At 37.7% G+C, this 12681-nt stretch carries 10 protein-coding genes; 9 read left to right on the top strand and 1 reads right to left on the bottom strand.

The window, feature by feature from the left end; genetic code table 11:
• Nucleotides 1-460 (top strand): N-acetylneuraminate synthase family protein (locus QL995_RS21460; RefSeq protein ID WP_290295064.1); only part of this gene is annotated, 460 nt, incomplete at its 5' end.
• Between the two features lie 241 nt (nt 461-701).
• Nucleotides 702-1928 (top strand): exopolysaccharide biosynthesis polyprenyl glycosylphosphotransferase, encoded by a 1227-nt coding sequence (locus QL995_RS21455; protein ID WP_024589829.1) that lies wholly within the window; start codon nt 702-704, stop codon nt 1926-1928.
• Nucleotides 1929-2707: 779 nt separating this feature from the next.
• Here the strand turns inward: QL995_RS21455 and QL995_RS21450 are convergent.
• The gene (locus QL995_RS21450) at nt 2708-4078 is read right to left on the bottom strand and encodes an MBL fold metallo-hydrolase (protein ID WP_290295063.1); all 1371 of its coding nucleotides are present in this window, start codon (nt 4076-4078) and stop codon (nt 2708-2710) included.
• A 418-nt stretch (nt 4079-4496) separates the two neighbouring features.
• Here QL995_RS21450 and rfaH point away from each other — a divergent pair, with 418 nt between their 5' ends.
• The 7 genes from rfaH to QL995_RS21415 all read left to right on the top strand — a co-directional run.
• Entirely contained in the window at nt 4497-4979 is a 483-nt protein-coding gene (gene rfaH, locus QL995_RS21445; protein ID WP_290295062.1) for a transcription/translation regulatory transformer protein RfaH, read from the top strand.
• Between the two features lie 611 nt (nt 4980-5590).
• Nucleotides 5591-6706, top strand: a complete 1116-nt coding sequence (locus QL995_RS21440) for a polysaccharide export protein (RefSeq protein ID WP_290295061.1) — start codon at nt 5591-5593, stop codon at nt 6704-6706.
• A 12-nt stretch (nt 6707-6718) separates the two neighbouring features.
• Nucleotides 6719-7153: a low molecular weight protein-tyrosine-phosphatase gene (locus QL995_RS21435; protein WP_007582278.1), complete on the top strand. Its 435-nt coding sequence runs from the start codon at nt 6719-6721 to the stop codon at nt 7151-7153.
• Nucleotides 7154-7168: 15 nt separating this feature from the next.
• A complete protein-coding gene (locus QL995_RS21430; RefSeq protein ID WP_290295059.1) occupies nt 7169-9418 on the top strand; it encodes a polysaccharide biosynthesis tyrosine autokinase in 2250 nt (749 codons plus the stop codon).
• Between the two features lie 321 nt (nt 9419-9739).
• The gene (wecB, locus tag QL995_RS21425; RefSeq protein WP_290295058.1) at nt 9740-10858 is read left to right on the top strand and encodes a UDP-N-acetylglucosamine 2-epimerase (non-hydrolyzing); all 1119 of its coding nucleotides are present in this window, start codon (nt 9740-9742) and stop codon (nt 10856-10858) included.
• Between the two features lie 130 nt (nt 10859-10988).
• Nucleotides 10989-12269: a UDP-N-acetyl-D-mannosamine dehydrogenase gene (gene wecC / locus QL995_RS21420; RefSeq protein ID WP_290295057.1), complete on the top strand. Its 1281-nt coding sequence runs from the start codon at nt 10989-10991 to the stop codon at nt 12267-12269.
• A gap of 15 nt (nt 12270-12284) precedes the next feature.
• A partial coding sequence (locus QL995_RS21415; RefSeq protein WP_290294594.1) for a polysaccharide biosynthesis protein occupies nt 12285-12681 on the top strand: 397 nt, incomplete at its 3' end.

Below are 12681 nucleotides of genomic sequence, written 5' to 3'. Positions count from 1 at the left end.
TGCAGATATGGCCACACGTTTTGATGTATTAACGGGTCTATCAGACCATACTATTGATAATACGACGGCTATTACATCAGTGGCGTTAGGCGCATGCTTAATAGAAAAGCATGTAACGCTTAATAGAGATGGTGGTGGACCGGATGATAGTTTCTCACTAGAAAAGCCAGAGTTATTACAATTATGTAGAGACTCTAAAATAGCATGGGAAGCGGTTGGTAAAGTAAATTACGAGCGAAAAGAGAGTGAAAAAGGCAATGCAATATTTAGGCGCTCACTGTATGTGGTAAAAGATGTTGCTGAAGGCGAGTTATTTACACATGAAAATGTAAAAAGTATTAGACCTGGTTATGGTTTAGCTCCCAAGTACTTACATGAGGTACTTGGAAGCGTAGCCACGCAAAGTATTAAAGCTGGAACAGCTTTAAAAAAATTGTATGTAGAAAATAGAAAAAAATAATCTAACATACTTTCTTATGCAATTATTTAAGCTATTTCATGCTAATGGTTATCAAATGATGAAAGGTTTTACACAGAATTTATAATTCTGGTTACAAATAATTGCAAAGTTTTTTATAGCTAGATTGCTCATCTGACTCTACTTCAAGTATAATACTCAGAGAATCAAGCCGTTAATGCTAAATTCTACAAGGATGGTGCATGTCAATGTATATTATTTTTATCAACCAAAAGATTTCAACGTGAATAAACTTTTTTCTAATTCATATATTTGCCATTTTCTTGGTATCGTTTTCACATCAATATGTGTTGTTTTATCTTCAATGTATCCAATATCTGAAGAGTCTGTTAGAAACTCGCTTATTTTAGTGTGTGGGAGTTATTTGGCAACGGCATTCGCTTTACCTTTAGTTGCAAAGTATCTATTAGTTGATCGTAAATATTATATAATACCTGTAATATTTTCTGTTTATGGTATCTCTTTATCTCTAATATTATTATTACGGTTTGATTATTCTTTATATCTTTTAGCAATAGGAGCGGCTTTTAGTTTTGTTTGGCTTTTTATTACTACTATTTTGAGAACAGGACATAAAAAGCTTACTTTACATGTAATAGATAACTTTGACACGCAAGATCTAATTGACCATGAAAACCTCGACGTTTACTTTTTAACTGAACCATATAGGCAATCTGCAATTAAGGATGGCTTAGTTGTTGATCTCCACAAAAATATTACTCATCATCAAGAGAAGTTTATTGCTGATTGCAGCCTTAATAACATCCCAGTTTTCCATGCGGATAGTATCAAAGAGATGATTGATGGAAAGGTGCAAATAAAACATTTATCTGACAATTCAATTGGTACCTTACAGCCTAATCCAATTTATCAAATATTTAAGCGCCTTTGGGAGACTGTAATTATTGTTTTAACACTCCCCCTAACTCTTTTAATTATGGTTCTTACAGCTATTGCTATTCGATTAGAAAGTCGAGGCCCTGTTATATTTACGCAAGAACGTGTAGGACAAGCTGGTCGAGTTTTTAAAATTTATAAATTCAGAAGTATGACGGTAAAAACTAGTTGTGCAGAGGATAAGTTTGCTACTGAAGAGCATGCTAGAATAACTCGCATAGGTAAGGTGATTCGAAAAGTAAGAATTGACGAATTACCACAGTTTTTTAATGTTCTAAAAGGTGATATGGCATTAATTGGCCCACGGCCTGAACAAGAATCTTTTGTTAAGCTATTTGAACAAGAAATTCCATTTTATGGCTATAGGCATATAGTAAAGCCAGGTATAACTGGTTGGGCGCAAACTGTACAAGGTTATGCTGATGATACGGATTCAACAAAAGAAAAGTTAGCATATGACCTTTATTATATTAAACACTTATCTTTTTGGCTTGATCTTAATATTGTATTTAAAACCATCAGGACAATGCTAACGGGGTTTGGTGCAAAGTAACCAACTAGAAAGTGTGGAAAGACGTTAATATAAAATTTTGATATTCATATTTAAAAGCTCAATCGTTAAATAAATGGAAGAATCTCCGGTTTGAAATTGCAGCTATTGGTAATAGAAATTTTTTAGTTATATACCGATAGCTGGTATTTAGTAAGCCTTGACAGAAAGGGGTGATTAATATTGTCTCAAAATCACATTTTATCTGCTCGACTAAAGTTTAATATCTGTTAAGTACTGCCGTACTTTTAAATTGCCAGCGTTATCTCTGCCAAAAAGTCACTCTAACATGGTGATTATTTTTAATACCTAAATTTAATAGTGAAAAAATAAAACGAGTCATCGATTAATACAATAATGATTATTTATATAGTAACTTAAGCTTTGTGACTAAACTGAATAACCCAAGTCGCTACTCAGCAAGTAACAAAATTAGGTAATTACTTACAAAGTGAATTTAAATTTTTGAAATGAGAAGGTGGCTGGACAGTCCACGCTGTTAATAATTTAGCTTAAGACGATAGCTCACTTAAAAATTCAGTTAATCGAAGAACTCTCACAATTGCACCAATATAATTGCCTTCTTAGTGCTAGGTAAACTTAATTTATTATTTAAAAGTTATTAGCCACAGCACTGGTGTAGGAGCTATTACGGGGATTTACTTTAGACTACCACTTCAAATTTCGATATACATACTGCGTAATTACCTTGATTACATTTAATTCAACTCAAAAGTTGTACTTACAGTAAAAATAGATCTATAAATATTTACTGTTATAAACTACTTTCCAATTTCTATAATTACCTCTCTACTTAAAACTTGTTTGTACCTTACTGCTAACGCACTTTTTGCATCATCATCGCCATGTACAATTTTTATATGGCTTGGCTTTTTATGCATACCTGTTACAAACTTAATTAATCCGTTTTGATCGGCATGGGCACTGTACCCGCTAATTGTATGTACTTTTGCGTTTATAGTAATGCGAGCATCATTTATAAAAACATACCCATTACGCGGGCCATATTTTTGAATTTCGCGGCCTAACGTTTTGTTTCCTTGGTAACCTACAAACAATACATCGGTGGTTTTGTCATTTAAAAATCGCTCAAGATAATTAACTATACGCCCACCAGTGCACATACCGCTTGCCGCTAATATTATGGCTGGTGTTTGCCGCGAACTTAAATAGTTAATAATTGCCAAATGCTCTTTGTGTGAATCAACCGTAGTTAGGTTTTTAAAATCGAGTGGGTGCCTACCGTTTGCAACTTTGCGTTTGGCCTCGCTATCCCATAGGTGCTTAAACTTTTTGTATTGCTCAGTAAAATTGGCTGCCATAGGGGAGTCGAGTATTACGTGAATGTCTCGCCACTTAGACTTTTTAGATGAGCTATGTATGAGTTGCTCCAGCTCATATAGCAGCTCTTGTGTACGCCCAATACTAAAAGCAGGTACTAAAACAACACCATTGTCGGCTACGGCGCGTTCAATAATGCTTTTTAGCGTTTTAGTGCGCTCTTTACGGCCTTGGTGATTTTTATCACCGTAGGTTGATTCAATAACGAGGGTATCGGCTTTATAGGGCGACTTTGGCGAAGGGAGTAACGGGGTATATGGCGCGCCTAAGTCTCCCGAAAATACAACGCAATGTTTGTTGTTATCGCTATTTGTAACATCAATTTCTACGTAAGCAGAACCTAATATATGGCCTGCACGCTGAAACCTCGCTTTAGCTTTACTGAGTCCTTTGCAAGGTAGTTCAAACCACGTTTTATAATCTACAGCAACTATACGTTTATTTAATAAGCTTAAGCAGGCAGCTATAATTTTAGGGTCGCGGGTTACACCCACTTTTAAAGCATCTTCTATTACTAAAGGTAATAAGCTGGCCGATGCAATACTTGTAAAAATAGGGCCCTTAAAACCGGCTGCTAATAAGTAAGGAATTCTACCAACATGGTCAATATGGCAATGGGTAACAATAAGGGCAGTAACATGGGTAATATTAAACTCAATTGAAAGATCGACTTTAGAGTCTTCGCCTTGAAATAACCCGCAATCAATAAGCACACTTGTTTGCTCGTTAACTACCAGCTCGTGGCACGAACCAGTAACGCCATTAACCGCTCCGTGGTGAAGTATTTGCATTGTGCTTCCTTGTCATCAATTTGTTACATTGAATTTTAAGGTAGAAGTAAAGCCATAATTATTCAAGGTACTAACGCTTGGGCTAAATTAATAACCTTACCTAGAAGCATGTACCAACCTGTAGGTGCGAATTTACTTCGCGCTCTTATTTATATATTTATTAAAAAATATTAATTAATGTTTTTAATAAATTTTCGCGGCTAAACTTTTGTTTGGCCCAATCTAAACATTGCTTTATAGGTACTAAACTAGCGTTAAAGCCTTTACTCCCTTTAAACTCAATAACAATATTAATTAAAGTGAGTGGCTATTAACCACTAAGGCTTATTTACATAGAGGCTCTATGTTGGCTATAATGCCGCCGTTGTTTAGTTTGTAATTGTATTTTTTGCAATTTAGTTGTGTATTAAGGGCTACTATGGAATGTTGGTATTTAGTCGTATGCAAACCTAAGCAAGAAGAGCGAGCTAAAACTAACTTGCAAAATCAAGGGATTGAAGCGTTTTACCCCCAATTAACTACCGAAAGGTTGGTTAAAGGTCGTCGGACAGTCAAACACACCGCTTTATTCCCTAATTATTTATTTGTATGCCTTGAATCAAAAAATGGTAACTTTTCTGCTGTAAAAAATACCCGTGGAATAGGTGGTTTTGTTTCTTATGGGGTAAATTATCAGTTGGTTTCTAAGCACATAATTGACCAGTTAAAAAATGAACGTGCACATACTATAGAATCAAAAATACCAAAAACAGGTGATATAGTAAGTGTTAACAGCGATTCATTTAGTAATATACAAGCAATATACAAAGAGCCAGACGGCGACTTGCGCAGTATTTTACTAATTAGCTTACTCAATCAAAAAATTGAAGTAAGTGTAGATAATAAAGATATTAAGCAATAATAACTAAAAACGTAGCAGCGGCTTTATGCCGCGAAAAAATAGTTTTATATCAGTGACTAGGAACTGTAACCTAAGGGCGGAAGCGTGCCTAAAGTACTTAAAGCTACATGGTTAAGTTCACTTGTAGACGCACAGCTTGCTGGCGTGACGAGCAAAGCTCGTAACCTCTATATTTGAGTGTTTGCTCATTTAATCAGAAATAGGTTAAAAGCTTCGCTTTTCGCGTGAGCAAGCTCTACGCCTACTAGTAAAGTTTGGTACCGTGATTAGTCACTTGTAGACGCGCAGCTTGCTGGCGTGACGAGCTAAGCTCGTAATCTCTATATTTAAGTCGCATCTCATCTACTCTAATTCACTTCTCTTTGTACAATTGGTGATGAATGCGTTAAGTGTTTTACTAAAAACGGCTATCAATTAAATTTATTCATAAAGACCTTATGAAAATACTGATATAATTTCTGTGCTAATTAAAAACTTAGTAACAAAGCTTTTACAAAGCAAAGGCTATTGATTCACAATAGTGCACATGCTTTAATTAGTCGGCTAAAATACAAGTGCTCACCAAGGTTGGTGAGTAAGTGCAATATTTAAAATAATTTTGGGATTCTACAATGGCGTTAAGCTGTAAATCACTCGCATCAATACTCGCAATACTAAGCATGACCGGCTGTACAATAGTACCAGGCAGCCACTTTGAAGGTATAGACTCAGGCGAGCAAACACAAAACCTCGAACAAGATCTCGAAAAAGTAAACATTCAAATAATAGACTCGCTACTAATAAATAAACAAAATCAAGCGCGTATAGCAGCTAAACCAATTTCAAGCACCGATGGTTTAAACGTAAGTAACTACGAATACAAACTAGGTGTTGGCGACGTACTAACAATAGGCGTATGGGACCACCCAGAGCTAACAATACCCGCAGCAGTACAACGTACCGCGGAGTTTGACGGCTTTAGAGTACAACGAGACGGCACCATTACTTACGCTTACGCACCAAATATACCCGCAGCAGGTAAAACAATAAGCCAAGTGCGCAACGAGCTTGTAAAACGCCTAAGCCGAGTAATAGAAGACCCACAAGTAGACGTAAAAGTAGTGGGCTTTAGAAGCCAAAAAACCTACGTTACCGGCGAAGTAAAACAACCTGGCGTATACCCAGTAACCGAAATTCCACTCACCTTAATTGATGCCCTAAACCAAGCAGGCGGCTTAACAGATGCAGCCGATTGGCGCACAGTAACATTTACCCGTGGCGATAAAACAGAAGTTATTAAACTTGATGACTTTTATGCCCATGGTGACATTTCGCAAAATCGTTTATTGCAACATGGCGACATAGTGCATGTAAATCGTAACGATTCACAAAAAATATTTGTATTAGGTGATGTTAAAAAAGCAGGTTCAGTAACGCTTAACCGTTATGGTTTAAACTTGGCCGAAGCGCTAAGCGACTCGGGCGGCTTAAACGAAAATACAGCCGACGCTAACGGTGTATTTGTACTGCGAAAAAGTGACGTAGAGCAAACCGGTATTATTGCAAACGTATACCAATTACATGCTAAAAATATAGCGGCAATGGTACTAGCTGAGCAGTTTGAACTACAACCGCGCGACATTGTATATGTAACATCGGCACCACTTGCCCGTTGGAATCGTGTAATAAGCTTACTATTACCGTCAATTGCTACTGTAGATAGTGTTGACGATATAACTGCAAACTAAGGGTTTTTAAAAATGTTTGATTCAGTTTTAGTGGTATGTGCAGGTAACATTTGCCGTAGCCCAACAGGTGAGTATGTTTTAAAGCAAAAGCTTGAAGGCAAAAATATTAAAGTATCGTCTGCTGGCTTAACTGCGCTTGAAGGCAAACCAGCAGATGCAAAAGCAAAGCAAATAGCACTTGCACATGGCGTTAATATGGATGCTCACCAAGGGCAACAGCTTACATCAAGTTTAGTAGCGCAAAACAGCGTAATACTCGTAATGGAAGAACGCCATTTAAACGACGTACATGCTCGCTACCCAGAGGCGCGCGGAAAAACGTTTTTACTCGGTAAATGGATTAATAACGCCGAAATACCAGATCCTTACCGCCAAAGCCAAGAGGCTTTTGAACACGTTTACACATTAATCGACAGCGCATGTAGCGCTTGGCAAAAGTATTTATAAGGAATGGCTAATTTAATGAATACCCAGCCGAATAACAGCGCTAGTAGCGCTAATAATAAAAGCACAAATAACACGCAACCAACGCAAGAAATTGATTTAATGGCGCTACTAGGCGCACTGCTCGATCGTAAATATTTTATAGTAGCCGTAACTGCGCTGTTTATGTTTGTAGGTGTTATTTATGCAGTATTAAGTACCCCTGTTTACCAAGCAACAGCCATGATACAAGTTGAAGACGGCGGTGCATCAGTTCCTGGTTTTGACGATATGGCAGGCATGTTTGAAAGTACATCGGCTGCAGTAACCGAAATAGAGCTATTAAAGTCGCGCAGTATAATAGGCGAGGCAGTAGACACTTTAAAGCTTGATGTTATAGCAGAGCCTAAACTATTCCCGTTTATAGGTAGTCGCGCTTATCGTACTTTTACCCCAATGGAAGATGGCGACTTAGCTGAGCCAAGCTTTGGTGCAAGTAGCTACGCATGGGGCGGTGAGAGCATAAATGTATTTAGGTTTGATGTACCACGTACAGCAGTAAATCAAACATTTACTTTGGTAGCACAAGCTAACAATAGCCTTGCACTTTTAAATGGTGACGGCGAGCAAATACTATCTGGTAAAGTGGGCGAGGAGCTTACAAACGGTAAATTTAACTTAACCATTCGTACTTTAAATGCCCGCCCTGGTACAGAGTTTACAATTACCCGTAAAGATCGCCTTAATACTATTTTAGACCTACAAACTGCAATTGGTGCAAGCGAAAAAGGCAAAGACTCAGGCATAATTAACTTAAGCTTACAAAGCACTAAACCAAGCTACGCTGAAAAAGTACTTGATAAAGTAGCGGCTATTTATGTACGCCGTAACGTAGAACGTAATAGTGCTGAAGCGCAAAAGTCGCTGGAATTTTTAGAAGTACAATTACCTGAAATTAAAAAGCAGCTTGAATACGCAGAGCAACGCTTTAACGACTACCAAATTAAACGCCAATCAATAAACATAACACTTGAAACACAAGGCGTGCTTGAGCAAGTTGTAAAGCTTGAAACCAAGTTACAAGAGCTAAACCTAAAACGCTTAGAGCTTGGCCGTAAGTTCAAAAAAGACCACCCAACATACCAAGGTATGCTTGAGCAAATTCAGGCGGTTGAAAGCCAAAAGCAAGAGCTAGTTGGTGAGGTAGGTAACCTACCAGAAACTCAACAAGAGCTACTACGCTTAAAGCGCGATGTTGAGGTAAGCAACCAAATTTACACATTGTTACTTAGCAAAACACAAGAGCTTGATATCGTTCGTGCAGGTACTGTAGGTAACGTACGTATTATTGACTACGCCGAGGTAAATACCAGTAAGCCAGTTAAACCTAAAAAAGCATTAATAGTGGTAATGGCTACTATGCTAGGTGGTATGTTAGCTGTGGCAATTGTACTTATACAAAAAGCAATGCATAAAGGGGTTGAAGACCCTGCAGAAATTGAAGCGCTAGGCCTACCAGTATACGCAAGTGTACCGCACTCTGATTATCAAGATAAACTAAGTGGCTTTGCCGAGCGAGCCCGTAAAAACAAAGTTAATAAACCTAAAAGTATATTAGCGCTAGATAACCCAGCCGACCTAGCTATAGAGGCATTACGTAGTTTGCGTACGAGCCTGCACTTTGCGATGATGGAAGCTAAAAACAACATTATTGCTATATCGGGCCCAAGCCCAAGTGTGGGTAAATCGTTTATATCGGTCAACTTAGCAAGTGTGCTTGCACAAAGCGGTAAAAAAGTACTGATTATTGATGCCGATATGCGTAAAGGCTACTTACAAACTCAGTTTGGTTTAAAGTGGGACGATGGCTTAAGTGACTACCTATCAGGTCGTTTAAACCTAGAGCAAGTTACTAAGCCAACTAAGGTTGAAGGTTTAAGTGTTATAACGCGCGGTCAAATACCGCCAAACCCTTCTGAGCTATTAATGCATAGTAACTTTAGTAAATTAGTTGAAGAAGTAAGCGCTGCTTACGACATTATAATTATTGATACGCCTCCAATACTTGCAGTAACCGACCCCGCAATTGTAAGTGCGCATACGGGCACTACATTACTTGTAACGCGTTTTGGGCAAAATCATGTGCGAGAAATAGAGTTAACCCGTAATCGCTTTGAACAAAATGGTATCGATGTAAAAGGCGTGGTATTTAACGGTGTTGTTAAAAAAGCCAGTAATGCATACGGCTATTACGGGTACTACAACTACGAATACAAAAGTGATAAATAATTTTTAACTGTTTATTAAAATATAGGGCCTATTGGGCACTTTTTATAAAAAGTACAAAAACAAGGTATTACAATGAGATAGTTAAAGTTGACTGTCTCATTTTAGAAAAAAGTGTCTCAGTGGTTAATTAAATGATTGAGATATTAAATTGCTAAAATGCAATTTCCTAAGGTTCAACATGTTACTCAAAGTGTGAATGTTCGGATGTTTTGAACGTAAAATAGTGAACTTTAAGTTCCTCGCTCATCTCCAGTTGAAACACAAATGTAACTAAACCTGGTTACGCTAATTGCTGAATTAAATTTATTAAAGGATATAAAAGTGAAAGTATTAACGGTTTTTGGTACCCGTCCTGAAGCTATTAAAATGGCACCACTGGTTCATGCCCTTGCCGCAGATGAGCGCTTTGAATCAAAATGCTGTGTAACAGCGCAACACCGTGAAATGCTAGACCAAGTTCTTGAACTATTTAAAATCACGCCCGACTACGATTTAAACTTAATGAAAGCTGGGCAAACATTACCAGAAATAACCAGCCGTATTCTACTAGAGCTCACTCCCGTACTAAAAGAATTCAAACCCGATGTAGTACTGGTCCATGGCGACACTGCAACAACGTTTGCAGCAAGCTTAGCAGCGTATTACGAACAAATAGCAGTAGGGCATGTTGAGGCTGGTTTGCGTACAGGTAACATTTATTCACCATGGCCAGAAGAAGGTAATCGTAAACTAACCGGTTCTTTAACAAAGCTTCATTTTGCGCCAACAGAAACTTCGAAAACTAATCTTTTAAAAGAAAACTACGCGAGTGAAAATATATTCGTGACCGGTAACACCGTTATTGATGCGCTATTACTCGTTAAGCAACAAATAGAAAATGACACCGATTTAAGTAATACGTTAGCTGGTCAGTTCCCAATGCTTGATGAAAACAAAAAGCTTATTTTAGTTACCGGCCACCGCCGCGAAAGCTTTGGTGGTGGATTTGAGCGAATTTGTGAGGCATTAGCGCAAATAGCTAAAGCGCACCCAGATTGCCAAATACTTTACCCTGTACACTTAAATCCAAATGTTCAAGAGCCTGTAAAGCGTATATTAAAAGACGTTGATAATGTGCACTTAATAGAGCCTCAACAATACTTACCGTTTGTGTACTTGATGAATCGGTCGCATATTATTTTAACAGACTCAGGTGGTATCCAAGAAGAAGCACCAAGTTTAGGCAAACCTGTATTAGTTATGCGAGATACAACTGAGCGCCCTGAAGCAGTAGACGCGGGTACAGTAAAATTGGTTGGCACCGATATAGCTAAAATAACATCAGCATTAAATGAGCTATTAACCAGCGACGAATCATACGTAACAATGAGCCGCGCTCATAACCCGTATGGTGACGGTAAAGCGTGCCAACGGATTTGTGATATTCTTGCAAAAAATTAACTTGTAGCAGCGATTTTATATCGCGTTGTAATATTATAAAAAATAAACTCTAAAACTTAAAAATACATAAATAGGGCGTGCTTTAAAAGATTTAAAATTAAAGTTATAGAGCCTATTTAAAAGGATCACCATGTCATTTAATACGATTTCAGTTGTTGGTTTGGGCTATATTGGCCTACCAACTGCAGCCATGTTCGCATCACGAAAAGTAAAGGTAATTGGGGTTGATGTAAATCAACATGCAGTTGACACTATTAATCGTGGTGAAATACATATAGTAGAGCCTGATCTAGATATGATTGTTCATGCTGCAGTTACTGAAGGGTACTTAAAAGCAACGACTACACCTGAACCTGCTGACGCATTTTTAATAGCCGTACCAACACCATTCAAAAGCACTTTAAATACAGAAAATGACTCAGCAATACCTGAGCCTGATTTAAGTTATATTAAAAAAGCGAGTGAAGCTATCGCGCCAGTGCTTAAAAAAGGTGACTTAGTTATCCTAGAGTCTACTTCACCAGTCGGTGCTACGGAACAAATGGCTGAATGGTTGGCAGCAGCGCGCCCAGATTTATCATTCCCACAACAAGCCGGTGAAAATACTGATGTGAATATAGCGCATTGCCCTGAACGTGTATTGCCAGGTCATGTAGTACGTGAATTGGTCGAAAACGACCGCGTAATTGGCGGCATGACAGCCAAATGTTCAGCCCGTTCAGTAGAGCTTTATAAAATATTTGTTCAAGGTGAGTGCGTAATAACAAATGCTCGCACGGCTGAAATGGCAAAGTTAACTGAAAATTCATGCCGCGATGTACAGATTGCATTTGCTAATGAACTCTCAATAATTTGCGAGAAACTAGATATAGACGTGTGGGAGCTTATCTCTCTAGCTAACCGTCATCCACGTATTAATATTTTACAACCTGGTCCGGGAGTAGGTGGACACTGTATAGCAGTAGATCCTTGGTTTATTGTTAGCAAAACACCGGATGAAGCACAAATAATTCATACGGCTCGAAAAGTGAATGATGGAAAACCGTTATGGGTAATAAATAAAGTTAAAATTGCTATTGCTGATTATTTACAAGCTAATCCAACTAAAGCAGCAAAAGACGTGACTATTGCTTGCTATGGCTTAGCATTTAAGCCTGATATAGATGATTTGCGTGAGAGCCCAGCTTTAAATATTACAAAGCAAGTAGCTGAATTACATTCAGGGACTGTTATTGCTGTAGAGCCTAATATAAAAGAACTACCATTTAATATAATGACATTTGAGTTATCTACATTTAATAATGCAAAAAAGAATGCAGATATTCACTTGTTATTGGTAGATCATAAAGAATTTAAATTTAATAAAATAAACACTGCTTATTTGGTTGATACAAAAGGCATTTGGAAATAGAGTCAAGGAAAAATTATGTTAAATAATAAAACAGTTTTGATCACCGGTGGTACAGGTTCATTTGGTAAAAAATTTATAGAAACTATTTTAGCGCGCTACCCAGATGTAAAAAAAATAATCATCTATTCGCGTGACGAATTAAAGCAATCTGTAATAAAACAAAAATACCCAGCATACGATTACCCGCAATTGCGTTTTTTTATTGGTGATGTTCGCGACAAAGAACGTTTAACGCAAGCGTGTGAAGGTGTAGATGTCATTATTCACGCAGCAGCAATTAAGCAGGTTGATACCGCTGAATACAATCCAACAGAATGTATTCGTACAAACATAGATGGTGCTGAAAATGTTATTCATGCCGCATTAGCGTGTGGTGTAAAAGATGTTGTAGCGCTATCGACAGATAAAGCAT

Source organism: Pseudoalteromonas sp. APC 3358 (genome assembly GCF_030408075.1).
GTDB lineage: Bacteria > Pseudomonadota > Gammaproteobacteria > Enterobacterales > Alteromonadaceae > Pseudoalteromonas > Pseudoalteromonas arctica.
The sequence above is the reverse complement of the archived record's forward strand: the minus strand, read 5'-3'. Positions and strand labels throughout refer to the sequence as shown.

Bases quoted from the DNA above. Each gene is read 5' to 3' on its own strand.
- rfaH (WP_290295062.1), top strand. From the start codon at position 4,497: ATGGAATGTTGGTATTTAGTCGTATGCAAACCTAAGCAAGAAGAGCGA.
- QL995_RS21430 (WP_290295059.1), top strand. From the start codon at position 7,169: ATGAATACCCAGCCGAATAACAGCGCTAGTAGCGCTAATAATAAAAGC.
- QL995_RS21435 (WP_007582278.1), top strand. From the start codon at position 6,719: ATGTTTGATTCAGTTTTAGTGGTATGTGCAGGTAACATTTGCCGTAGC.
- wecC (WP_290295057.1), top strand. From the start codon at position 10,989: ATGTCATTTAATACGATTTCAGTTGTTGGTTTGGGCTATATTGGCCTA.
- QL995_RS21450 (WP_290295063.1), bottom strand. From the start codon at position 4,078: ATGCAAATACTTCACCACGGAGCGGTTAATGGCGTTACTGGTTCGTGC.
- QL995_RS21440 (WP_290295061.1), top strand. From the start codon at position 5,591: ATGGCGTTAAGCTGTAAATCACTCGCATCAATACTCGCAATACTAAGC.